Genomic DNA, 26724 nt, shown 5'->3' on the forward strand with positions numbered 1-26724 from the left:
TTCGTACATCAAAATTTATAATAACTTTTAATACAATAAAATATGAAATGGAGAGGAACAAGAGAAAGTGACAATGTTGAAGACAGAAGAGGTGTTTCTGGTGGAAAAGTAGCCCTTGGAGGCGGAGTCATTGGTATAATTATTTTGTTACTAAATGTTTTTGGTGGTGAAACCGGCCAGACTGTCGGAAATGTATTAGAACAAATGCAAGGTGGACAACAACAAACTGAAGCCGCAGCTCCGTTAAGTAAAGAAGATGAAGAAATGGGTCACTTTGTAAAAACTGTTGTAGCTAAAACAGAAGATACCTGGGACAAGATTTTTACAGAACATGGAATGACTTATAAAAAGCCAAAATTGGTGCTTTTTAAAGGTTCTGTTCAAACGGCTTGTGGAGGAGCATCTTCTGCATCAGGACCATTTTACTGCCCGGGAGATCAAAAAGTATATATGGATTTAGATTTCTTTGAAGAACTTAAAACAAAATTTGGTGCCAAAGGCGGCGACTTTGCTATTGCATACGTTATAGCGCATGAAATTGGGCATCACGTACAAACTTTGCTTGGAACATCTGCCAAAATGCATCAGGAACAAGAAGGAAAAAGTGAGACAGAAGCCAATAAACTTTCGGTAGCTTTAGAACTACAGGCCGATTTTTATGCCGGAGTATGGGCTCATGATAATCAGCAATATATAGAAGCTGGTGATATCGACGAAGCTTTAAGTGCTGCAAATGCTGTTGGAGACGACGCCATTCAAAGCAAAATGAGTAATCAGGTTGTTCCGGATTCATTTACACACGGAACATCAGAACAAAGAATGTACTGGTTTAAAAAAGGTTTTAAAACCGGAGATATTAAACAAGGAACTACTTTTGAGGAGATTCGATAATACAACAAACCAAATATAATAACCCACTAAAGCATAACTTAAATGTTGTGCTTTTTTTATTTGTTTTTTTGTCATTGCGAGGAACGAAGCAACCTCACTTGCTGAATCAAACTTTGTGTTTTTTGTTAGTGTGGTTGCTTCGTTCCTCGCAATGACATTTCTAAAAAAAATTAACTGCACAAAAAAAGCCTTGAATTTCTTCAAGGCTTTAAATTTCTGGGTGGCTGACCGGGTTCGAACCGGCGACCCGCGGCACCACAAACCGCTACTCTAACCAGCTGAGCTACAACCACCATTTTGCTTAGCGGTTGCAAATATACAACTAATGTTTACTTCCGCAAATAAAAAATTGAAAAAATATTGATCTTTTTACATCAAATCTCCTAAGCTATTGACAGCCAAACATCTTTCTACAGTAAAACCTTCGGCAAAATCTTTGTTAACAAGCCTTCCTAAGTCTTGTGCGCGGTAATTTAAGCTTTCCATAAAGTTTTTACTGGTAATAGGCGTTGTAGGTTCTTTTGAATTTGGGTCATAAAACTGGGTTTTATATGCCATAACGGCTTCTATCTTTTTTTGTTCAAAACCTGTAATATCAACTACAAAATCAGGTTCCAGATTTTTCCATTGTATATAATGATAAATTACTTTTGGTCTCCAGGCTTCTTGTTTTTCGCCATCAACCGAAGTTTCTATTTTAATTAATCCGGATAAAAAACAAGCGTCAGAAACTAATTTACTTCCTTTTCCGTGATCGATATGTCGATCGTCGACTGCGTTGCATAATACAATTTCAGGTTTATATTTACGAATCATTTTAATGACTTCTAGCTGATGTTTTTCGTCATTTATAAAAAAACCATCACGTAATTCTAAATTTTCACGTACTAAAACGCCTAATATTTTTGCTGCTGCTTTTGCTTCTTCATCTCTGGTTTCTGCAGTTCCGCGCGTTCCTAATTCACCACGCGTTAAATCAACGATTCCTACTTTTTTTCCTAAAGATACTTCTTTCAAAATTGTTCCTGCGCAACCTAATTCTACATCATCCGGGTGTGCGCCAAAGGCTAATATATCTAATTTCATTTCTTAAAAATTTGTTTTTTTGTTTCAAGTTTTCTTTGTTTCAAGTTTCACGTTCTGGATGTCAACTTGAAACCTGAAACTTGAAACTTTTTTAACAACTACTATTCTTTTTTATATTCAAAACTCGTTTCATTGTCATTGATTTGTTCACGCTTTCCTCCCACTCATTTTCGGGAATACTTTCTTTGGTAATACCGCAGCCCATGTATAAAACGGCGCTTTTTTCCTGAATTTGCATGCTGCGCAAATTTACGAATAAATCAGAACTTACGGTTTTATGCGCAAAACTGCTGTTTAATTCGCCCAGAAAACCAGTGTAAAAGGTTCGGTCGTAATTTTCGTTTTCAATGATAAACGCTTTTGCTTTTTTCTTTGGCAAGCCACAAACGGCAGGTGTTGGATGCAATGTATCGATAACTTCTTCAAGAGTTGAATTGTCATTTAAAACACCCGAAATATCGGTTTTAATATGCCAGATCGATCCGGCTTTTATACTATATGGCTCTGTAACAACAACCGAAGAAGCCACTTCGCGCAGTCTTTTTACAATAAAATCAGTAACATATTGCTGTTCGTCTTTTTCTTTTTGCTGCCAGAGAATTTCTTCTTCCGAATTTGCTTTTTGAGTTCCGGCCAAAGCGGTAGTTTCAAAAACATTTCCGTTTGCTTTAAGCAATTGTTCCGGCGTTGCTCCTATCCAAAGTCCAATTTCGGGATGAAAAAAACAATAGGAAAAAGTAGTTGGATACAAATGAATCAAACGCTGAAAAGTAATGACAAAATCAAAATCAGTTAAATCAACTTTTTCGTTTCTGGACAAAACTACTTTTTTGAATTCCTCTTTTTTAATCGCATCAATTCCTCTTTCTACAAGATCTTCGTATTGATTTTTAATTTCATAATCAACGTTTGCATCCTCAATTTCAATAAAATCGAAATTAATTTGTCTTTGCTCCGTGCTTATTATTTTTGATTCTTTTTCAGGAATTAAAATCAGTTGTTTTTCATCAAAAGAAGCAAAAACAAAGCCTTTTTCGCTATAATCTGTAACTGTATACAAAATATCGTCTTGCTGTAAAAAAGCAAAAATAACCGACGAGTTTGGTTTCGAATAAATTACAAATGGTAATTTTTGCTCCTGATGTTTTCGTATGGTTGAGAAAAAGTCGTTCATAATTAAATTGCTTTTTTATCTAAAACCATATTCGTGAGCTTGCAAAGTGAAATCAGATTTCCGGCTTCATCCGTAATTTTAATTTCCCAAAGATGAAGGCTTCTTCCCTTATGTATAATCCGAGCGGTGCCAAAAACCCAGCCTTCGCGAATGCTTTTTAGATGATTTGCAGAAATTTCAATTCCGCGTACTTCCTGTTCTTTTGGATTGATAAAAAAGAATGATGCCGCACTGCCAACACTTTCTGCCAAAGCAACCGAAGCACCGCCGTGTAAAAGTCCCATTGGTTGATGAACACTTGGATTTACAGGCATTTTGGCTACTAAAAAATCTTCGCCTGCATCAACATATTCTATTTTTAGCGTTTCCATCAAGGTGTTTTTAGAAAACTGATTGCAACGCTCTAAGATTTGCTCTTTTGTATAATTCATTAAAATGGACTTTAGAATCGTAAAATTAAAGAAAAGATGAGATACAAATTATAAAATACAATTCTATTATTTAAAATCATCTTCAAACATGTAAGTTTTTTGTTATTTTTACAAAACGATAAAAAAATATTTGCCCAGATTTGCTTTGCCCGTTCGCTGTCACTCGGGTCACAGATTAGCACAGATTATTTTTTTAGCATTGCGCAAAAAATCATTTTTAATCCTTTTAATTTGTATCTGAAAATTTATTTTTTGCCACAGATTTCACAGATTAACACAGATTATTTTTTAGCATTGCGCAAAAATCATTTTAATCCTTTAATCTGTGGCAAAAAAAATTAAAACAATTCAAATGCGTCAATACTTTATATTTTTCATTTTCGGAATACTTTTAACTGCCAGTTCTTGCCGAACTGATTTTGATACGGTTGCAAGTTCCGGAGATTTAAAGTTTTCAAAAGATACTGTTTATTTAGATACTGTTTTTAAAAACATTGGTTCGAGTACGTATCAACTTAAAGTGTACAATAAAAGTAAAGACGATATTTCGATTCCGACGATTCAGCTTAAAAAAGGACTGAATTCTAAATACAGAATGACGGTTGACGGAATGAACGGAAATAACGGTAAAATCTTCAAGGATATTACGCTTTTAGCCAAAGATAGTTTGTATATTTTTATAGAAACTACGGCTGATATTACAGATGCAAACCCAACAGATTTTTTGTATACCGATGAAATTCAGTTTGATGGCGGCGCAAATCTTCAGGAAGTGGCTTTGGTGACTTTAATTCAGGATGCTGTTTTTCTTTATCCCAAACAAAATCCTGACGGAAGTAAGGAAAAAATTGAAATTGACGGAAAATCGGTTGATGGTTTTTATTTGGATGAAAATGACGCGGTAAACGGAAATGAATTGATTTTCAATAAGCAGAAACCGTATGTTATTTATGGATTTGCAGGTGTTCCCGAAAATAAAACGGTAACTTTTGAAGCCGGTGCAAGGGTTTATTTTCATGCCAATTCAGGACTTTTTGTAGCGAATAAAGCTTCTCTTCAAATTAACGGAACTGTTTCGACAACCGAAAAACTGGAAAACGAAGTTGTTTTTGAAGGCGATCGTTTAGAACCTGAATATGCGGATGTTCCCGGACAATGGAGTTCAATAATTCTGGCAAATGGAAGTACAAACCATTCGATCAATCATTTAACTTTAAAAAATGCAACGATTGGTTTATCGGTTCAAAATCAGGACGCAACGACTTTTCAAATTAAAAATACACAAATTTACAATTGTGCCGAATATGGAATTTTAGCTCAAAACGCTCATATTGTTGGCGAAAATATTGTGATAAATTATTCTGGTTTAGCAAGTTTATCTTGTGTTTATGGCGGAAATTATAGTTTTACACATTGTACTTTTTACAACAATTGGCAAAGCAGTTCGCAATTTGCGGTTAATTTAAGCAACAGTTTGGCGGGCGAAACTCCGGAAACAAATTCGTTAACTCAGGCAACTTTCAACAATTGCATTATTTATGGTTCAAATACCAACGAATTTAATTTGAATAAAAACGCAAATGCTGCATTTGTATATCAATTAAACAATTGTTTATTAAAATTTAGCAGTTCATCAACAAATGCCGATTATCAGTTTAAAACAGATACGGAACATTATAATCAGATTATTCTAAACGAAAATCCTAAGTTTTATAATGTCAATCTAAATAAATTCAATATCGATAATACATCTTCCGCTTTCGCGAAAGGAAATCAGGCGTATATAATTCCGTTAGATATTCTTGGAGTTACAAGAACGTCTCCACCGGATTTGGGCGCTTATCAGAGTGCTGCGTTTCCTAAAAAATAAGATTTGCCGCCAAGACGCGAAGACGCAAAGTTCTCTTCACCATATAAGTGATGTAAGATAATTTAAGCTTTTATTAATTGGTCAAGTGAAACTCTATTCAACATGCTTTCTAAAATGAACTTATATAACTTACATGGTAAAAATATACCCGTAAGAAAATATTTCTTAATTTAAACATCGCTTAACTTATCGTATTTATAAAAGTAGTAGATTTGGTACAATTATTAAATTAAGCTTCTAATAATCAATTTATTAAAAAGCTTAAAAACAAACATTTTCAACCAAACCTTACACTATTTTTTATGAAAAAAATCTACTCTTTCTTATTATTGTTACTAGTTACGGTCAGTTTTGCCCAGATTCCCAGTGGTTATTACAACACGGCAACCGGAACCGGTTATACATTAAAAACACAATTGTACAACATTATTAAAGGTCATACTGATAATGGATATGCAGGTTTATATACGACGTACCAAACGTCGGATGTAGATAATTTTTATGAAAATGACGGATCTGTTTTAGACATGTATTCTGAAAATCCGTCAGGAACAGATCCTTATAATTATACAACGGGAACTACACAACGCTGTGGAAATTATTCTGTAGAAGGCGATTGTTATAACAGAGAACACATTATTCCGCAATCTGTATTTAATGAAGCATCGCCTATGGTTGCCGATGCGCATTTTATTACGCCAACGGACGGAAAAGTAAACGGAATGCGTTCTAATTATCCACATGGAACCGTAAGTTCTGCAACTTATACATCTCAAAACGGCAGTAAATTGGGATCAAGTGGTGTATCCGGATATTCAGGAACTGTTTTTGAACCTGTAAATGCTTTTAAAGGTGATATTGCCAGAATGTACTTTTATTTTGCAACGCGCTACGAAAATACTGTTGCCGGATATTCATACGCTATGTTCGACGGTTCAAGCAACAAAGTTTTTACAACTGCTTTCTTAAATATGCTTTTAGCCTGGAATGCTCAGGATCCGGTAAGTGCCAGAGAAATTGCAAGAAATAATGCCGTTTACGGACGTCAGCATAACAGAAATCCATATATCGATCATCCGGAATATGTGAATCAAATTTGGGGCGGCACTGCTCCATCCGGAGATACTCAGGCACCAACAACTCCAACAAGTTTAGCTTCAACATCTAAAACTGCGACTTCTATTACCGTTGCCTGGACAGGTTCTACAGATAATGTGGGTGTTACAGGTTATGATGTTTATGCAAATAGTGTTTTAAAAACAACTGTTTCAGGATTATCAGCAACGATAACTGGTTTAACGGCTTCTACAAGTTATTCTATTTATGTAAAGGCAAAAGATGCTGCCGGAAATGCTTCTGCGTCAAGCAACACGATTGCCGTAACTACAAACAGCAGCGGAACTGGCGGATCTGCAACAGATTTGCTTTTCTCTGAATATATTGAAGGTTCAGGAAATAATAAAGCTTTGGAAATTGCAAACAACACCGGAAGTTCTGTTAGTTTATCAGCTTATACTATTAAAAAACAAACCAATGGTGCGGGTGCATGGAGTACAGGTTTAGCTTTGAGCGGAACTTTAGCGACAGGAAGTAAATTTGTGATTGTGAACAGTTCTATTTCTTCGACTTGTTTTTCTACAAGTGCTGCTAATATTTCGACAAGCGGAACGGAGTTAATGTTTAACGGAAATGATGCTGTAGGTTTATTTAAAAATGGTGTTTTGATCGATATCATCGGAACTTTTAGCGGCGGAACTGCAAACTTTGCCGTAGATGTTACTTTAAGAAGAAAATCGACTGTAACTTCTCCATCAACAACTTTCAATTTAAGCTCGCAATGGGATTCATACACAACAGATACTTGTAATAATCTGTCAAGTAAAATTGCGAGACCAATCGATGAAGAAATTTCAGATTCTGATGAAATTACCATTTATCCAAATCCTTCTGATGGTAACTTCTATGTTGGTTTTGACAATTTAGATACTACTTATTCTATTGAAATAATTTCGTTTACGGGACAAAAAGTTTTCGAAAAACAAAATACTACAGATGCTGCAGTTGCTGTAAGTCATCTTGCAAAAGGAATTTATGTTGTTCAAATCATTACAGATTCAAAAACTGTAATTAAGAAGATCATAATCAACTAATATTTTTTCACCATATAAGTGATATAAGAAATTGAAGCATAATTTGCTCGTGAAGTCCCTTGTTGGCTTTGCGAGCATTTTTTTTATTTTCATAAGAATACTTTCGTCTAGTTTGTCATCTCGACGGAGGAGAGATCACACACGGAGCTCTACAAAGATTGGCGATCCGGTTTGCGGAGTTTCTAGTGTGATTTCTCCTCCGTCGAAATGACAAACACTACGATTAATCATTACTTTAACTAAAAGCTTTTCGCCTTTGCATCATTGTAACAAAAAGTTTAAAAGAGTTTGTTTTCAAATTTGCGCTTACTATTTATTTACACTAAATTTGCACCTCAATACAACAAACTACACATCACAATGATCCATTTCTTTGAAAACCAAAGCAAAACTGTTTTTGCAGTACAAACGCAAAACGAAATTTCGGCTCAAGACATTTCAAAATTAAACTGGCTTTTTGCCAACTCTAATAAGATCGAAAAATCCGCGCTGTCGGATTTTTTTGTTGGTCCACGTGCCACAATGATCACACCTTGGAGTACAAATGCTGTAGAAATCACTCAAAATATGGGTATTCCGGGCATTATCAGAATTGAAGAATTTCATCCGGCAGCGGAGGATTTTACTGATTTTGATCCAATGCTTTCACAAAAATTCAATCAATTAGATCAGGAGATTTTCACAATTAATGTTCAGCCGGAACCAATTTTGGAAATCGATGATATTGCCACATATAATAAAGTAGAAGGTTTGGCTTTAAGCCAGGAAGAAGTTGATTATTTAGACAATCTTGCTGTAAAACTAGGAAGAAAATTAACCGATTCTGAGATTTTTGCTTTCTCACAAGCAAATTCAGAACACTGTCGTCACAAGATTTTCAACGGAACTTTTGTAATTGACGGTGAAGAAAAAGAAACTTCTCTTTTTAAATTAATCAAAAAAACATCACAGGAAAATCCTAACGATATAGTATCTGCTTACAAAGACAACGTTGCTTTTGTAAAAGGACCAAAAGTGCAGCAATTTGCACCAAAAACAGCTGACAAACCTGATTATTACGAGATAAAAGAATTTGATTCGGTTTTATCTTTAAAAGCAGAAACACACAATTTTCCAACAACAGTTGAGCCTTTCAACGGAGCTGCAACAGGTTCAGGAGGAGAAATTCGTGACCGTTTAGCGGGAGGACAAGGTTCTTTGCCATTGGCTGGAACAGCAGTTTACATGACTTCATATTCTCGTTTGAATGATGACAGAAAATGGGAAAATGCTGTTGCAGAAAGAAAATGGTTGTACCAAACTCCAATGGATATTTTGATCAAAGCTTCAAACGGAGCTTCTGATTTTGGGAATAAATTTGGTCAACCGCTTATTACAGGTTCTGTTTTAACTTTCGAACATCAGGAAAACGACCGTAAAATTGGTTACGATAAAGTAATCATGCAAGCAGGCGGAATTGGTTACGGAAAATTAGATCAGGCAATTAAAAAGAAACCACAAGAAGGTGATAAAATCGTAATTCTTGGTGGAGAAAATTATAGAATCGGGATGGGTGGAGCTGCGGTTTCATCTGCAGATACTGGAGCTTTTGGTTCAGGAATTGAATTAAATGCGATCCAGCGTTCGAATCCTGAAATGCAGAAACGTGCTGCAAATGCCATTCGTGGTTTAGTAGAAAGCGACAATAATCCAATTGTTTCGATTCACGATCACGGAGCTGGAGGACACTTAAACTGTCTTTCGGAATTGGTGGAAGAAACGGGTGGTTTAATCGATTTGGATAAATTGCCTGTTGGAGATCCAACACTTTCTGCAAAAGAAATTATTGGTAACGAATCTCAGGAAAGAATGGGATTGGTGATTGGTCAAAAAGATATTGATATTTTACAAAGAATCGCCGACAGGGAACGTTCGCCAATGTATCAGGTTGGAGATGTAACGGGAGATCACCGTTTTACTTTCGAATCAAAATCAAATGGTTCAAAACCGATGGATTATGCTTTAGAAGATTTCTTCGGAAGTTCTCCTAAAACGGTTATGACTGATAAAACTATCGATAGAAAATATGCTGATGTTACCTATTCAGCAAATGATTTCGAAAAATATTTACAAGACGTTTTACGTTTAGAAGCTGTTGCCTCAAAAGACTGGTTAACAAACAAGGTTGACCGTTGCGTTGGTGGAAAAGTAGCAAAACAACAAAATGCAGGACCATTGCAATTGCCTTTGAATAATGTTGGTGTTATGGCGCTGGATTATTTAGGAAAAGAAGGAATCGCAACTTCTATTGGGCACGCTCCTATTGCTGCTTTGATTGATCCGGTTGCGGGAAGCAGAAATGCTATTGCAGAATCGTTATCAAATATTATCTGGGCGCCAATTAAAGATGGTTTAAAAGGAATTTCATTATCTGCAAACTGGATGTGGGCTTGTAAAAACGAAGGTGAAGATGCTCGTTTGTACGCTGCCGTTGAAGGTTGTTCCCATTTTGCAATTGAATTGGGAATCAATATTCCGACAGGAAAAGATTCACTTTCGATGAAACAAAAATATCCAAACGACGAAGTAATAGCGCCGGGAACGGTTATTATTTCGGCTGGAGGAAACTGTAACGATATTAGAAAAGTGGTTGAACCGGTTTTACAGAAAAACGGAGATTCTATTTATTATATTAATTTGTCTCAGGATGATTTCAAATTAGGTGGTTCTTCTTTTGCACAAATTAGAAACACAATCGGAAACGAAACTTCTACTATTAAAGACGCTTCTTTCTTCAAAAATGCGTTTAATACGATTCAGGAATTAATCGGTGAAAACCAAATTTTAGCGGGTCACGATATCGGAAGCGGTGGTTTAATTACTACTTTATTAGAATTGTGTTTTGCTGATGTAAATCTTGGAGCTAAAATTGATTTCTCTGCTTTCGCAGAAAAAGATCTATTGAAAATCCTTTTTGCTGAAAACATCGGAATTGTTTTCCAGGCAAAATCTGATGCAGCAGTTGAAGCTAAATTAAAATCTAACAATATCGAGTTCTTCAAATTAGGTACAGTTCAAAGCACACCAAGTTTGGAATTTGCAAATTATAAATTAGATATTCCAACTTACAGAGATATTTGGTTCGAAACTTCATATCTACTAGATCAAAAACAATCTAAAAACGGAAGAGCTCAGGCACGTTTTGAAAACTATAAAAATCAAGTTTTACAATATAATTTCCCATCTCATTTTACAGGAAAAAAACCGGTAATCGATGCTTCGAAACCACGACCAAAAGCAGCTATTATTCGTGAAAAAGGAAGTAATTCTGAGCGTGAAATGGCAAATGCGATGTACTTAGCAGGTTTTGATGTAAAAGACGTTCACATGACAGATTTAATTTCTGGTCGTGAAACACTTGAAGATATTCAGTTTATTGGTGCAGTTGGAGGATTCTCTAATTCAGATGTTTTAGGTTCTGCCAAAGGTTGGGCTGGAGCTTTCTTATACAACGAAAAAGCAAAAACTGCGTTGGATAAATTCTTTAAAAGAGAAGATACTCTATCTGTTGGAATTTGCAACGGTTGCCAATTGTTTATGGAATTGGAAGTGATTAATCCGGAACATGAAGTTCACGGAAAAATGCTTCATAACGAAAGCCAGAAACACGAAAGTATCTTTACATCTGTAAAAGTTCAGGAGAATAATTCGGTTATGTTATCGACTTTAGCCGGAAGTACTCTAGGAGTTTGGGTTTCTCACGGAGAAGGAAAATTCAATTTGCCTCTTGCCGAAGAAAACTACAACATTGTTTCTAAATATGCTTACGAAGGTTATCCTGCAAACCCTAACGGTTCTGATTATAACACAGCAATGATGTGTGATAAAACCGGAAGACATTTGGTTATGATGCCTCATATTGAGCGTTCGACTTTTCAATGGAACTGGGCGAATTATCCAAAAGACAGAAACGACGAGGTTTCGCCTTGGCATGAAGCTTTTGTGAATGCAAGAAAATGGATTGAGAAAATCTAAAAAATAAAAAAAATGCCTCAGCAACTATCCCTATTAGCTGAGGCATTTTTGTTTTAAAACCTTTTGGTGCCGAAGCAGCTCCTGTTACAACATTTGATGTACTTAAAGCAAACAGCTCTGAAGTGATCGTATTTTGACCCGCAAAAAATTGATTCTCCACAATTGTATTGCTAAACAATGCATCTCCTGCAACTCTACTCAACAAAATAGAGTCAATAGCAGCAACGGCCCATTCAGGTTTTGAATTCGGTGTCGGCGCTTTTTACAAAACGCCTGCACCAACTTGAGTTTAGTTCCACACTTACTCATTACTATATAAAAAGCAGTTTCAATATTTAAAATAATGCCTGCTTATTTTGCTTTTCTGCTTATAAATTTTGATGTGGTAAAACTAATATTTGCTTCAAAAGAACTTACAAGGGTATTTCCTGTTTCTTAAAGGGGAAAAATACCCCTTTTTTATTCTGTATAGTCTTTGACAACTTATAATGTGCAGAATTGACAAAAATGATAAGGAAATCAGATACTTATTCAATAAAATTGTTCTGAAAATAAAAAGTTAAAAAAAATATCTCATATTTATTTGTGTTTTATATTTCTATTGAAATTTGAACTATATTCGCCAAAAAGTTCCTGCCACAAAACTTTTTTTATAACCCAAAAACGTAAAACCTACTACAATGAAAATCTTTAGAGTACTTCTTATTGCATTATTTTTTATTGCCACAAAATCACATTCACAAGTTCAGGTTGATGCTATCAATTATAAAAATAAAGAGCGTTACATTACTACGACTCTTAATTATCCGGTTCCGGGAACTTATTTGCCAATAGGTCAAAAAGCACCCAGTACAGTATTAAATCCTGACGGAACGGGAGTTATTCAGAATGACGATTTAAGCAAAAAGAAAATTAACTGGGGAATTGAATGTACAGAAGAAGGTGTGCCAATTTTTAAAGAAGGTTTTAATAGCGCTTCGTATACTTTTTGGTACAGAGTAACCGATAGTGAAGACTGGAATTATACTCAGCTTTCTATACATTTTCTCAAGAAAAAAATGTTCCTGATGGGCGAAAGAGTAAAAGAATACGAAGATTATAACGTGCAATAATAATTGCATGAGATTAAACATTTCTTGTTTTTTCGTAAATTTTACTACAAAAAAGAAAACGTTTTCGTTGATTTTCAATAGTACCTATAATTTTTCCCATAAAATTTCATAAAAATAAAAATTATACCTTATTTTTATTTAATTTGCAGTAAAATTCAATATATTAAACATGGTTTCAATCACACGCCTTTTTGATTTTCCTTATTATCAACAAGAAACTTACAACCTTCAGGTTGCTTTAGCAACCAAAAAAAACGGAGTTTGGGAAAAAACATCCAGCCAGGAATATATTGCAAAAGCTAATGCTGTTTCAAGAGCATTATTGCGTATGGGCGTTCAAAAAGATGACAAAATTGCTTTAATTACCTCAAATAACCGCACAGAGTGGAATATCATGGATATTGGTATTTTGCAAACCGGCGCTCAAAACGTTCCAATTTACCCAACAATTGCCGAAGAAGATTACGAATATATCTTAAATCACAGCGGTAGTATTTATTGCTTTGTTTCTGATAAAGAAGTACTTGACAAAGTAAATGCGATCAAAGCAAATGTTCCTACTTTAAAAGAAGTATATTCTTTTGATGAAATCGCAGGCTGCAAACACTGGACAGAATTATTGACTTTAGGTCAGGACGAAAGTAATCAGGCTGAAGTTGAAGTAAAAAAAGACAGCATAAAAGAAGACGATTTAGCGACAATCATATACACATCAGGAACTACAGGAAGACCAAAAGGTGTTATGCTTTCGCACAAAAATATAGTATCGAATGTTTTAGACAGCGCGCCAAGAATTCCGTTTGACGCAGGAAAAAGTACGGCTTTGAGCTTCTTGCCTATTTGCCATATTTTTGAAAGAATGATTCTTTACATTTATCAATATTATGGTGTTTCGGTTTACTTTGGAGAATCGATTGATAAAATCAGTGATAACTTAAAAGAAGTTAAACCAACCGTTATTACGGCTGTTCCGAGACTTTTAGAGAAAGTTTACGATAAAATTTATGCGAAAGGAACTGAATTAACAGGCATTAAGAAAAAACTATTTTTCTGGGCTATCGATTTAGGTTTAAAATACGAACCATACGGAGCAAACGGTTTCTGGTATGAATTTCAATTGAAGATTGCCCGTAAACTTATTTTCAGTAAATGGAAAGAAGGTTTGGGAGGTAATTTAGATTTGATGGTTTCAGGAAGTGCGGCATTACAACCGCGTTTAACGAGAGTTTTTGCTGCTGCCGAAATTCCGGTTATGGAAGGTTACGGATTATCTGAAACATCGCCTGTAATTGCCGTAAACGATCAAAGAAACAAAGGTTTTAAAATTGGAACTGTTGGTAAAGTAATTCGTAATGTAGAAATAAAAATTGCGCAGGACGGAGAAATTCTTTGCAAAGGTCCAAACGTAATGTTAGGATATTTTAAAGATCCTGAAAAAACTGCCGAAGCTTTGCAAGACGGTTATTTTCATACGGGAGATATTGGAGAAATTGACAGCGAAGGATTCCTGAAAATTACAGATCGTAAGAAAGAAATGTTCAAGACTTCGGGCGGAAAATATATTGCACCTCAGCTTATTGAAAACGCGATGAAGCAATCTCGATTTATAGAGCAGATTATGGTAATTGGCGAAGGCGAAAAAATGCCGGCAGCTTTTATTCAGCCAAATTTTGAATTCGTAAAAGAATGGGCAAAACTTCATAAAATAACTTTAGGAAGCACCGATAAAGAAATCAGTGAAAACCCTGACGTTATTAAACGTATCGACGAAGAAGTAGAAGGAATCAACGAGAAATTTGGACACTGGGAAAAAATCAAACGTTTTGAATTAACTCCCGATGTTTGGTCTATTGATGGCGGACAACTAACGCCAACCCTAAAATTGAAACGTAAAATTATCAAAGAGATTTACAAAGATCTTTACGATAAAATCTATACTCACAATTAAGAATCAAAATAATACAAACCAACGGAAAACGGCTGTCGATTGACAGCCGTTTTTTTTTATTTGATCATTATGGTTTGTAAAAGTCTTCGGTAAGATAAAAAACGGTATCGATGAATTTTAATAAACCATCTTGTGTCAAAACGTTTTCATCGTGTAAATCTTCTAAAATTATACCGATTTCAGGATGAAAATAATCGTTATTTTTTTTATTGATAAATCCTGAGTTTTCAAGAAATATTTTTACGTTGGTTAATTCAGTTTTTTCAGTTGCTAAAACAAATTTTTGTTGAACAACTGCATATAAAGCTTTATCGTTTCTATAAAAACCGAGAAGTTCATAAGCAGTATCAGGGAAAAAATAATTGTTTAGAAGTAAATTATTAAAGTAATCTTCCCAGGAAGCATAATATATTGTATCATTTATTTTGAGGACATCTCGTTCATCTTTTAGATAAACCATTTGTTCTGCACCACTCGAAACAAAATTTTCAATTTTTAAATCGGTAATCCAAAGAGCATTTATTGTAGCAAATTGCTCAATTAAGACTTCTTCTTGTTTTTTGATGTCGATTCCTTTTTCAGCCAAAGTGCCTGCTCTCTTGCCATTTTTAAGGTAATTGGCGGCTGCTTGGATATTTGTTCCATGCTTAACTTGGCTCTTTCCTGCAATGATATTTTGTAGTTCATGTTTCATCATTTTATAATGCAAATATAAAGATTTTAAAGTTATAATTTACTTGACAAAACAACCTGATATTCACAGTTTACCAGAAAAAGAGAAAACATATCTTTTAATTTAAAGTAAGAAAAAGCATATATTTACATGATCTAAAAGCAACTCAAACTGTATTTTATCGAATCGATCTTGTTTTTTACCAATCCCTATTTTTTAAAAAGAATTTTAAATATCTTTGAATTATGAGCACAACAGAAAAACCCAAACATATTGGCAGAAATATTAGCCGAATTAGAGAGCTTCGCGGAATGAAACAAGGAGCACTTGCTGATGCTATTGGCACAAGCCAACAGACTATTTCTGGTATTGAAACCAGCGAAACTGTTGATTTTGAAAAACTTGTACAAATTGCAAAAGCACTTGGCGTGACGGTAGAAGCTATTGAAAATTTTACAGAAGAATCTGTTTTTAATTTCTTTAATAACTTTTACGATAATAGTGCTAATAATGGTGCTCAGGGAAACACAACTAATAATCATTGTAATTTCAATCCTCTTGATAAAGTTGTTGAGCTTTACGAACGTTTGGTTCAGGCTGAAAAAGATAAGGTTGAATATTTAGAAAAATTGATGAAAGGGAAATAATATTCTCGATAAAGAGGATTTTTTATATATAAAATGCGCAATGAGAATTGCGCATTTTATATATTGATATAATTTTTCCTATTTTTTATTAAAGTTTGAATTGCTTTTGTTTATTTGGTTTTTCCGTAAGAGACGATGTTTGAAAATTATTTTCAATTGAACTAGAAATAGTAGAATTACTTTTTTTAATTTAACAAAAATAAACTGTAAATTAAATGTAAAAATGTATTTTTGAGTTTTACTATAAAGCTATGACCAAGATTTTAACTATTCCACCAAAATTAGAAGCTGCAATACAGAAAAACAATCTAGTAATTTTTGTTGGTGCTGGATGTTCAATGCCTTTAGGATTACCATCTTGGAAAAAATTGGTTGAAGAAATACTTCAAGATTTGGATGATAAATATGGTGAAGCATCTGATACAAATTTTAAGAACATATTAAAAGGAGTTAAAACCGATAACAAATCTTTATTTGATGCATTAAATAAAATTGAAAATGATTCCGATAATGGAACTACTTTTAAACTAAAGTCTCAAGAGTTTATTAATTTTCGAATAGAAGAAATTTCAAAAAAATTACCTGAACAATCAAATGTACATAGTTTATTATGGGATATTTCAAGTAAAATAATTACTACTAATTATGATAAGATTTTAGAGCAATATATTCCAAAATCCATATCTCCAACAATCTTCGATAATTCAAATGCTTTTCAAAGTTTAAAAAGTCAGACTAACAATGCAGAGTTTCTATATAAAATTCACGGTGACTATGAAGACCCGAAATCCATAATTCTTTTTGAAAGTGATTATAGAGAAATTTACAAGACTGAAAATTATAATACAGATACATTAGCAAATCATTTCAAAGAAAAAACCTTATTATTTATAGGGTTCAGTTTGACAGATCCTTTTGTAAATGATTTATTCATAAAAATCAAAAACATGTATGAAGGCTATTCTATTAAAGAACATTTTATTTTCACAACAAAAATTGAAGACTTTATAAAATATGATGTTACACCAATAAAAATTGAAAATTGGAATGATGACTTATTAAATCATCTTTTAGAATTAAAAAAAATAAAACTAGGAATAGAAACAAAGAAGGAGTCTTTATCAATTGTTGAGGAAAAAGTTGAAGATAAAGAATTAACAAAAGATGATATAAATAATATTCTTGAACTTATTACCAATAAAACAAATAATTTACTAAATGATCCTAGCAATAGAGAGCTTATAAAAGAACTTAAAGATTTAAGAATTAAGCTTGATAAATTAATATTTGGAAAAATAGACTATCTCCAAGAAGTTGACAAACCATTTCGAGACAGTGATTTGCAAATCTTGTTTGAAACTATTTATTCTTCTGAAAAATTAAATTATCAAACTTTAGAACAAATCCAAAAAATACGAAATAATAGTGAGAAATATGCATGGTATGATAGAAGTGTTATCGTTAGTGCAATTTGTTGTAGCTTAATACATTTTAACAAAGCTGATGAGCAAAAAATCACCTTACTTATTGATTTCATAAATGATAATGAGGAAAAAGTATGGCAAAAATCAATAACTTCATTATTTATTTCATTAAATCATTTAGGAAATAAATGGTTAAGACTTAATTCGATCAAAACTAAGATTACATCCTTAAATCAAAACTTAAGAGTACAAGATGCTTGTTCAACAATTATAAATGTATTTAATATTGGATTAAATAATATTTCTATGGTTAATGAGGAGTTATTCGAAAATCCATACTTCAATGAAAGTCCATTTAATTACTTTTTTCCGTATCATCAAGAAAAGAACTCTGCTTTTGACTTAGTTTATGAAACTTATGAGGGAGAAAATATTGAAGAATTTATATCTTTTCTAAATGAAGTTCCAATTCCTGATCAAGTAAAATATTTAATATGTAGTGATGCAAGTAAAAAAGAAGATAATCACAAAGAGGAGGAAGAGGAGGAGAAAAACCAAAAGTTAAATCAAATATTAAATTATAATTCATTCTTGTCTCCCTATTCAATTTATGTTCAAGAGATAATTAGCTTTTATAAGTTTTTTCCAAAATATAAACACGAAGAAAAGCTCAAATCACAGCTTAAATTAACGGAAACACCTTTAAAAGATTACTTATTAAACCAAAAAGAAAAACATTCTGCTTTAGGAGCTCATTTCATGCGAGAAGAAAATTGGTCTCAAGCAATTGTGAATTATAAAGAAGCCATAAAATTAAACAATAATGATACTGTAATATTACTAAATTTAGCGCGTTGTTATCATTATGCTAAAGATAGTGATAATGAATTTTTGATTAGAATCAAAATACAGAATTCAGAACCTTTAAATGAGAATAACCTCCAAAGCTTATTTGATATATTTTTCAGCTATAAAAAAGACTTTCATAATGCTTTAAATATTGCTGAGCAATTAATAAACATTAACAATAAAAAAGCAGATTATTACCATTACAGAGGAATTTCATTAAAAAAACTAAACAAATATAAAAAAGCTATTGAAGATTTAGATTTAGCTATTGAACTAGATTCGGAGAATCATTTTTATTATGTTAGCAGAGCTGATGTATATTTTTCATTAAATAATGATGAGAAATCACTTTCTGATTGGAATAATGCATTGAAATTTGAAACCAAAGATGACTCAATATATTTTAATCGCTCACTAGTATACAATCGTCAAGAAAAATATATTGATGCGATAAAAGATTTAGATGCTGCAATTTTAATAAATAAAGATAGTTCTTATTTTTTAAGCAGAGCAAGCATTAATTTATGTTTATTATTGTTCGATGAAGCTTTATTGGATATTGAAAGAGCAAATGCTCTTAGCCTTGAAAAAGAATACATCTATCACTTTTACGGCAATTATTACCGTTTGACTAAGGAATTTGACAAGGCTTTTGAGTATATTAACAAGGCAGAGCAAATTAGTAAAGATAATAGTTTCACAGGAACCAAGGCTACTATTTATGCGTCTTCTGGAGATTTGGAAAAATTTTATTTATACTTAGAGCAAGCTTTTATGGAAGATGCGAAAGTAAATCAACTTTATCCTGATATAATAGAGGAATTTAAGGATGACCCCAAATTTATAGCTTTATTACAAAAATATAATCAAAAAGTTATTAAAAATTAGCAAATCAAAAAGCGGAAGTCATAAAATTCCAGATATTTATAAACTTATTTTAAAAACTCAATTCATAGAATCCTGAAAAAGCTTTTAGCATTCCTCATAGTTTCTTCCGCTACTTTATCTAACGAAACTCATTTAAACTGCGCCACAGTTCTTGCAACAAAAGGCAGAAAAATAGGTTCGCAACGGCGTTCGTGGTATTTTTTCAGGAGATTATTGAGTACGTTTTTCGGCAATATAAACTTCACTCTTTTTGTTTTTGTTCCCGTTAGTATCATTTTTCTATAAAGAACGCTTTTTATTGGTATTTGGCGACGAAATAGAAATTATTCCACTAGAAAATTTGCGAAATAGAATGAAAAAAAATCTTCAAAAGCCATTATCTCATTATGATGAATAAAATTTATTCGCATTTAAACTCTTATTTTTTTACATAAAGAATAATTATACCTTTATTTTGAATGCAGAATCTTTTTTTAGAATCTTAAATTTGTATAAATCTCAAAAAAGAATAGTATATTTCAATTCAAAAACTAACCCTAAACCACTCTATTTCAGAGACATTTTTTTATTAACTAAAAATTTATTAAAAAATAATATGCATGCATAGTATTTTTTAATTATATTTGAAATCGATATAGTTACCTATGAAAGACAAAACAATAGATTATATTTTGAGAGCTACATGGCAGGCTGTTTCACGAATGTATAACGAGGAAGCTGCAAAATACGACGCCACAATGGCAACCGGATTTGCACTTTTAAGTATAGATAAGGAAGAAGGAACTCCATCGACCGCTTTAGGCCCACGAATGGGAATGGAAGCCACGAGCTTAACCAGAACATTGAAATCAATGGAAGACAAAGGTTTGATTGTTCGAAAAAAAAATCCAAGTGACGGTCGCGGTGTTTTGATTTACCTGACAGAATTTGGAAAAGAAAAAAGAGATTTATCTAAAAATACTGTTCTGAAATTTAATGAAACGGTTAGAAAACATGTTTCTGACGAAAAATTAAAACACTTTATTGAGGTTTCGGAAATTATCAATGAATTGATTCAGGACAAGAATATATTTAATCAAACAGAAAAACTAGAAAATGAAAAACCTTAATAATAAGGAAACTTCAAATTCAAAATAAAAACAAATATTAACGACTTATGAAATCGCCCACATTACATTTTTTTCCGAATAATAAAAAGGCGATAACATATTTGACCAATAGAAATAAAATTAACAAATATGAAACGCACAATTAAAAAAGTTGCTGTAATTGGATCCGGAATTATGGGTTCAGGAATAGCTTGTCATTTTGCCAATATTGGTGTTGAAGTTTTATTACTTGACATCGTACCACGCGAGTTGACAGAAGCTGAAACTAAAAAAGGATTAACGCTTGAAAGTAAAGTTGTTCGCAACCGAGTGGTAAATGAGCACTTAGCGAATTCATTAAAATCGAAACCGTCTCCTATTTACAGTCAAAAATTCGCAAGCAGAATCACGACTGGAAATACTACTGATGATATGGCTAAAATTGCCAATGTTGACTGGATTATCGAGGTTGTTGTAGAGCGTTTGGATATTAAGAAACTGGTATTTGAGCAAATCGAGAAATTCCGTAAACCGGGAACTTTGGTTACTTCTAACACTTCTGGTATTCCAATTCATTTTATGAGCGAAGGAAGAAGCGAAGATTTTCAACAACACTTCTGCGGAACTCACTTTTTTAACCCTGCGCGTTACTTAAAATTATTTGAAATTATTCCTGGTCCAAAAACTTCAACTGAAGTATTGGATTTCTTAAACGAATACGGATCTAAATTCTTAGGAAAAACATCTGTTGTTGCTAAAGATACTCCGGCGTTTATTGGAAACAGAATTGGTATTTACGGAATCCAAAGTTTATTCCATTTGGTTAAAGAAATGGGATTAACGATTGAAGAAGTTGATAAATTAACTGGTCCCGTTATTGGTCGTCCAAAATCGGCTACTTTCCGTACCGTTGACGTTGTTGGTTTGGATACTTTGGTACACGTTGCCAACGGTATTTATGAAAACTGCCCAACAGACGAACAACACGAATTGTTTAAACTTCCTGATTTCATCACAAAAATGATGGAAAACAATTGGTTAGGAAGTAAAACAGGACAAGGTTTCTACAAAAAAGTAGACAAAGATATTCTTACTCTTGACTTAGATACTTTAGAATATCGTGCTGCTAAAAAAGCAAATTTTGCTACGCTTGAACTTACAAAAACTATCGATAAACCTATCAATCGTTTTAAAGTTCTGGTAAAAGGAAAAGACAAAGCCGGTGAATTTTACCGTAAAAGCTTTGCCGGAATGTTTGCTTATGTTTCTAACAGAATTCCTGAAATCTCAGACGAATTATATAAAATTGATGATGCGATGAAAGCCGGTTTTGGATGGGAAAATGGTCCATTCGAAATTTGGGACGCTATTGGGGTTGCAAACGGAATCGAAATCATGAAAGCAGAAGGTCTTGAACCAGCTGCATGGGTTACTGAAATGTTGGCTTCTGGAAGCGAAAGTTTCTATTCTGTAAAAGAAGGAGCGACATATTTCTATAACATTCCAACAAAATCACAAACTAAAGTTCCGGGACAAGATTCATTTATTATTCTGAACAACATTCGCGAAAGCAAAAAAGTTTGGAGCAATAGTGGTGCAATTATCCAGGATTTAGGAGACGGAATTTTGAATTTAGAATTCCAATCTAAAATGAATACAATTGGTGGCGATGTACTTCAGGCTATCAATAAAGCAATTGACTTATCTGAAAAAGAATATCAAGGTTTAGTTATTGGTAATCAGGCAGCAAATTTCTCTGTTGGGGCTAATATCGGAATGATTTTCATGATGGCTGTTGAGCAGGAATATGACGAATTGAACATGGCTATCAAAATGTTTCAGGACACAATGATGCGCGTTCGTTACTCTTCGATTCCAGTTGTGGTTGCGCCTCACGGAATGACTTTTGGTGGTGGATGCGAAATGAGCTTACATGCTGATAAAGTGGTTGCTGCTGCTGAAACTTATATGGGATTAGTTGAATTTGGTGTTGGTGTACTTCCTGGTGGTGGTGGATCTAAAGAAATGGCTTTAAGAGCGTCTGATTTATTCCGCAAAAATGATGTGGAATTGAATGTTCTTCAGGAGTATTTCTTAACAATCGCTATGGCAAAAGTATCTACTTCTGGTTATGAAGCTTTTGATACAGGACTTCTTCAACATGGTAAAGATATTATCGTAGTAAACAAAGATCGTCAGATTGCCGAAGCTAAAAAACATGCTTTGTTAATGGCAGAAGCTGGTTATACGCAACCAATCAGAAGAACTGATGTGAAAGTATTAGGGAAACAAGCTCTTGGAATGTTCTTAGTAGGGACGGATCAAATGGAAGCTGGAAAATATATTTCTGAGCACGACAAGAAAATCGCTAACAAACTTGCTTACGTAATGGCTGGTGGTGATTTATCTGAAGCAACTTTAGTATCTGAACAATATTTATTAGATATCGAACGTGAAGCTTTCCTGAGTTTATGTACAGAACGTAAGACTTTAGAGAGAATTCAATATATGTTAACTAAAGGAAAACCACTTAGAAATTAGAAAATAGAACAAAGAGAATAGAATATAGATTTCGGACTACATAAAGTCTATTTTCTATACTCTATCTTCTATCCTCTTAAAAAATAGAATAAAGAGAAAAGAATATAGATTTTGAGACAAAGTAATAGTCTATTTTCTATGATCAATTTTCTATAATCTTAAAAAACAAAAACAAATGAAAACAGCATATATAGTAAAAGCTTACCGTACTGCGGTAGGAAAAGCACCAAAAGGGGTTTTTAGATTTAAAAGACCTGATGAATTAGCTGCAGAAACCATTCAGTTTATGATGGATGAATTGCCTGATTTTGACAAAAAACGTATCGATGACGTAATGGTAGGAAATGCCATGCCGGAAGCTGAACAAGGACTTAACGTTGGACGTTTGATATCTCTTATGGGATTAAAAGTTGAAGATGTTCCTGGTGTAACGGTTAACCGTTATTGTGCATCCGGATTAGAAACTATCGGAATGGCAACTGCAAAAATCCAATCAGGAATGGCAGATTGTATCATCGCCGGTGGTGCAGAAAGTATGAGTTTTATTCCGATGGGAGGTTACAAACCAACTCCGGATTATAAAGTTGCTGCTGCAGGTCACGAAGATTACTATTGGGGAATGGGTTTAACTGCGGAAGCGGTTGCTAATCAATATAAAATTTCAAGAGAAGATCAGGATGAGTTTGCTTACAACTCTCACATGAAAGCCCTGAAAGCACAAGCGGAAGGTAAATTCGACAAACAAATCGTTCCGATTACTGTTGAACAGACTTTCATCAATGAAAATGGTAAAAAAGAAACTAAATCTTATGTTGTAAAACAAGACGAAGGTCCAAGAGCCGGAACTTCTGTTGCTGCATTAGCAGGTTTAAGACCAGTTTTTGCTGCTGACGGAAGCGTAACTGCAGGTAACTCTTCGCAAATGAGTGATGGTGCTGCTTTTGTTTTAATCATGAGCGAGGATATGGTAAAAGAATTAAACCTTGAACCAATTGCAAGACTTGTAAACTTTGCTTCTTCTGGTGTTGAACCAAGAATCATGGGTATTGGTCCGGTAAAAGCAATTCCGAAAGCATTGAAACAAGCAGGATTAACATTGAATGATATCGAGTTAATTGAATTAAACGAGGCTTTTGCTTCACAAGCTTTAGCAGTAACTCGCGAATTAAACATTAACCCGGAAATTGTGAACGTAAACGGTGGAGCAATCGCTTTAGGACACCCTCTGGGATGTACCGGAGCTAAACTTTCTGTTCAGTTATTTGACGAAATGAAACGCAGAGGTAATAAATACGGAATCGTTTCTATGTGTGTGGGAACTGGGCAGGGTTCTGCGGGGATTTACGAAGTTCTTTAAAAAAGAGAGAATAGAGCAAAGAGAATAGAATATAGAATAAAGAGAATAGAATAAAGAGAATAGATGTTTTTTTAGATGAAAGAGACAAGAGCAAAGATTTATAAAAAGTAATAAAAAACTTACTTTAAAATTCTTTGTTTCTTATCTTGGCTCAAAAAACATGAGACATAATTATAAGAATTTGAAAATTTGGAAGATCGGAATTGCAATTGCTAATGAAATTTCAGATGTATTAATAGAATTTCCAAAACACGAACGATACGATTTGAGTTCTCAAATAAGCAGATGTTCTGTTTCGATGCCTAGTAATATTGCCGAAGGATCTTCAAGAACCGATAAATCTTTTAGTCACTTTTTAGACATTTCTCTTGGTTCTTCATTTGAATTAATTACGCAATTATTAATTGCTAAGCACAGAAAATATATAAACGAAATACAATTTAATCAATTAGAAATTAAAATAGAAGAATTTCAAAGAATGACAATGGGTTTTCAAAACGGACTTAAATAAGTTCAGTCAAAAATCTATTTTCTATATTCTATTTTCTTTTCTCTAACAAAAAATAACAATGGCAGATACAATCGAAAAAAACGTAACCCGTGGTGGTCAGTTTTTAGTTAAAGAAACAAAATGCGAAGATGTCTTTACACCAGAAGATTTTTCGGAAGAGCAGTTAATGATGCGTGACTCTGTAAAAGAGTTCGTTGACAAAGAATTATGGGCACATAAAGATCGTTTCGAAAAGAAAGATTATGCGTATACAGAAGCATCTATGCGTAAAGCTGGTGAACTTGGACTTCTTGGAGTTGCAGTTCCTGAGGAATACGGTGGATTAGGAATGGGATTCGTATCTACAATGTTAGTTTGTGATTACATTTCTGGTGCTACAGGATCTTTCTCAACTGCTTTTGGTGCTCATACAGGAATTGGAACTATGCCAATTACACTTTACGGATCAGAAGAACAAAAGAAAAAATACGTTCCTAAATTAGCTTCCGGAGAATGGTTTGGAGCTTATTGCTTAACAGAGCCAGGCGCAGGATCTGATGCAAACTCAGGAAAAACAAAAGCTGTTTTATCTGAAGATGGAAAATACTACTCTATTACAGGACAAAAAATGTGGATTTCGAATGCAGGTTTCTGTAGCGTTTTCATCGTTTTTGCCCGTATTGGTGATGATAAAAATATTACAGGTTTCATCGTAGAAAACGATCCTTCAAACGGAATTTCTATGAATGAAGAAGAGCATAAATTAGGAATCCGTGCTTCGTCTACTCGTCAGGTTTTCTTCAACGATACTAAAGTTCCCGTTGAAAATATGTTGTCTGAAAGAGGAAACGGTTTCAAAATTGCAATGAACGCTTTGAACGTTGGTCGTATTAAATTGGCAGCAGCTTGTTTAGATGCTCAACGTAGAGTGACTACAAATGCAGTTAAATATGCTAACGAAAGAATCCAATTTAACACTGCAATTTCATCTTTTGGAGCAATTCGCTCTAAACTAGCTGAAATGGCAACTAATGCATACGCTGGAGAAAGTGCTTCTTATCGTGCTGCAAAAGACATCGAAGACAGAATCGCTGCTCGTGAGGCGGAAGGAACTACGCATCAGGAAGCTGAATTGAAAGGTGTTGAAGAATATGCTATCGAATGTTCTATTCTAAAAGTTGCAGTTTCTGAAGATGTGCAAGCTTGTGCTGACGAAGGAATTCAGATTTTTGGTGGAATGGGATTCTCAGAAGACACTCCAATGGAAAGTGCCTGGAGAGACGCTCGTATTGCTAGAATCTACGAAGGAACAAACGAAATTAACAGAATGCTTTCTGTTGGTATGTTGATCAAAAAGGCTATGAAAGGTCACGTTGATTTACTTGGACCAGCAATGAAAGTTTCAGAAGAATTAATGGGAATTCCATCTTTTGATACGCCTGATTTCTCTGAATTATTTGCAGAAGAAAAAGGAATTATCGCCAACCTGAAAAAAGTTTTCTTGATGGTTGCAGGAAGCGCAGTTCAAAAATACGGTCCGGATTTAGATGCTCACCAACAGTTATTAATGGCTGCTTCTGATATCTTAATCGAAATCTATATGGCTGAAAGTACTATTTTGAGAACTGAAAAATTAGCCAAAAATCAAGGTGAAGCTAAAGTACAAGAGCAAATTGCTATGGCAAAATTATACTTGTACAAAGCGGTAGATATCGTTAACTCAAGAGGAAAAGAAGGAATTATTTCTTTTGCCGAAGGCGACGAACAACGTATGATGTTAATGGGATTAAAACGTTTCACAAAATATACAAACAATCCAAATGTTGTAGCCTTGAGAGAGGTTATTACATCAAAATTAGTTGCAGAAAACGAATACTGCTTCTAAGATAAAAATAGTTTTTAGCTTTTAATTTGTTTAAACCCGCACTTATCCGAAACAGTGCGGGTTTATTTTTTTTATTTTGCCACAGATTTCAGGATTCACAAAGATTTTTAAATCATTTTAATCCTGTAATCTGTGGCATACTTTTTAGAGGCGGACAACTATGCATCTACAAATGAGAAGACACGCTTGTGTGCTCCTCTACAGTA

General features: G+C 33.8%; 17 protein-coding genes and 1 tRNA gene. 13 read left to right on the top strand and 5 right to left on the bottom strand.

Annotation, left to right across the window (positions count from 1 at the left end; genetic code table 11):
• The first annotated feature begins 42 nt into the window (after positions 1-42).
• Complete coding sequence (locus OLM54_RS09985) at positions 43-891, top strand: neutral zinc metallopeptidase (protein WP_264538437.1); 849 nt, start codon at positions 43-45, stop codon at positions 889-891.
• A 219-nt stretch (positions 892-1110) separates the two neighbouring features.
• Here OLM54_RS09985 and OLM54_RS09990 read toward each other — a convergent pair.
• The 4 genes from OLM54_RS09990 to OLM54_RS10005 form a co-directional block, all read right to left on the bottom strand.
• Positions 1111-1184 (bottom strand) — tRNA-His (locus OLM54_RS09990).
• 76 nt (positions 1185-1260) lie between these two features.
• A complete protein-coding gene (gene bshB1 / locus OLM54_RS09995) occupies positions 1261-1977 on the bottom strand; it encodes a bacillithiol biosynthesis deacetylase BshB1 (RefSeq protein WP_264538438.1) in 717 nt (238 codons plus the stop codon).
• A gap of 91 nt (positions 1978-2068) precedes the next feature.
• A complete protein-coding gene (locus tag OLM54_RS10000) occupies positions 2069-3151 on the bottom strand; it encodes a chorismate-binding protein (RefSeq protein ID WP_264538439.1) in 1083 nt (360 codons plus the stop codon).
• A gap of 2 nt (positions 3152-3153) precedes the next feature.
• Positions 3154-3582 (bottom strand): PaaI family thioesterase, encoded by a 429-nt coding sequence (locus OLM54_RS10005; RefSeq protein WP_264538440.1) that lies wholly within the window; start codon positions 3580-3582, stop codon positions 3154-3156.
• Between the two features lie 352 nt (positions 3583-3934).
• On the opposite strand from OLM54_RS10005, the gene OLM54_RS10010 reads away from it, so the two are divergent.
• The 5 genes from OLM54_RS10010 to OLM54_RS10030 all read left to right on the top strand — a co-directional run bounded on the left by OLM54_RS10010 (position 3935) and on the right by OLM54_RS10030 (position 14676).
• Complete coding sequence (locus tag OLM54_RS10010; protein WP_264538556.1) at positions 3935-5452, top strand: DUF5123 domain-containing protein; 1518 nt, start codon at positions 3935-3937, stop codon at positions 5450-5452.
• 302 nt (positions 5453-5754) lie between these two features.
• Complete coding sequence (locus OLM54_RS10015; RefSeq protein ID WP_264538441.1) at positions 5755-7602, top strand: endonuclease; 1848 nt, start codon at positions 5755-5757, stop codon at positions 7600-7602.
• Between the two features lie 360 nt (positions 7603-7962).
• Positions 7963-11616 (top strand): phosphoribosylformylglycinamidine synthase, encoded by a 3654-nt coding sequence (gene purL, locus OLM54_RS10020; protein ID WP_264538442.1) that lies wholly within the window; start codon positions 7963-7965, stop codon positions 11614-11616.
• A gap of 680 nt (positions 11617-12296) precedes the next feature.
• Positions 12297-12728, top strand: a complete 432-nt coding sequence (locus OLM54_RS10025) for a hypothetical protein (protein ID WP_264538443.1) — start codon at positions 12297-12299, stop codon at positions 12726-12728.
• 169 nt (positions 12729-12897) lie between these two features.
• Positions 12898-14676, top strand: a complete 1779-nt coding sequence (locus OLM54_RS10030) for an AMP-dependent synthetase/ligase (protein WP_264538444.1) — start codon at positions 12898-12900, stop codon at positions 14674-14676.
• A 67-nt stretch (positions 14677-14743) separates the two neighbouring features.
• On the opposite strand, the gene OLM54_RS10035 is transcribed toward OLM54_RS10030, so the two are convergent.
• Entirely contained in the window at positions 14744-15373 is a 630-nt protein-coding gene (locus OLM54_RS10035; RefSeq protein ID WP_264538445.1) for a hypothetical protein, read from the bottom strand.
• Between the two features lie 221 nt (positions 15374-15594).
• Here OLM54_RS10035 and OLM54_RS10040 point away from each other — a divergent pair, with 221 nt between their 5' ends.
• From OLM54_RS10040 to OLM54_RS10070, 7 genes are all read left to right on the top strand, one after another.
• Positions 15595-15996: a helix-turn-helix domain-containing protein gene (locus OLM54_RS10040; RefSeq protein WP_264538446.1), complete on the top strand. Its 402-nt coding sequence runs from the start codon at positions 15595-15597 to the stop codon at positions 15994-15996.
• A 251-nt stretch (positions 15997-16247) separates the two neighbouring features.
• Positions 16248-19157 (top strand): SIR2 family protein, encoded by a 2910-nt coding sequence (locus OLM54_RS10045; RefSeq protein WP_264538447.1) that lies wholly within the window; start codon positions 16248-16250, stop codon positions 19155-19157.
• A 644-nt stretch (positions 19158-19801) separates the two neighbouring features.
• Positions 19802-20266 (top strand): MarR family winged helix-turn-helix transcriptional regulator, encoded by a 465-nt coding sequence (locus OLM54_RS10050; RefSeq protein ID WP_264538448.1) that lies wholly within the window; start codon positions 19802-19804, stop codon positions 20264-20266.
• Positions 20267-20395: 129 nt separating this feature from the next.
• A complete protein-coding gene (locus OLM54_RS10055; protein WP_264538449.1) occupies positions 20396-22786 on the top strand; it encodes a 3-hydroxyacyl-CoA dehydrogenase/enoyl-CoA hydratase family protein in 2391 nt (796 codons plus the stop codon).
• Positions 22787-22961: 175 nt separating this feature from the next.
• Positions 22962-24143 carry a thiolase family protein gene (locus OLM54_RS10060; RefSeq protein ID WP_055096034.1) on the top strand — a complete coding sequence of 394 codons (1182 nt, stop codon included), beginning with the start codon at positions 22962-22964 and terminating at the stop codon, positions 24141-24143.
• A gap of 160 nt (positions 24144-24303) precedes the next feature.
• Positions 24304-24654 (top strand): four helix bundle protein, encoded by a 351-nt coding sequence (locus OLM54_RS10065; protein WP_253789085.1) that lies wholly within the window; start codon positions 24304-24306, stop codon positions 24652-24654.
• A 58-nt stretch (positions 24655-24712) separates the two neighbouring features.
• Positions 24713-26518, top strand: a complete 1806-nt coding sequence (locus tag OLM54_RS10070) for an acyl-CoA dehydrogenase family protein (RefSeq protein WP_264538450.1) — start codon at positions 24713-24715, stop codon at positions 26516-26518.
• The last annotated feature ends 206 nt before the right edge of the window (positions 26519-26724 follow it).

This window comes from Flavobacterium sp. N1736, assembly GCF_025947065.1.
Taxonomy (GTDB): Bacteria; Bacteroidota; Bacteroidia; order Flavobacteriales; family Flavobacteriaceae; genus Flavobacterium.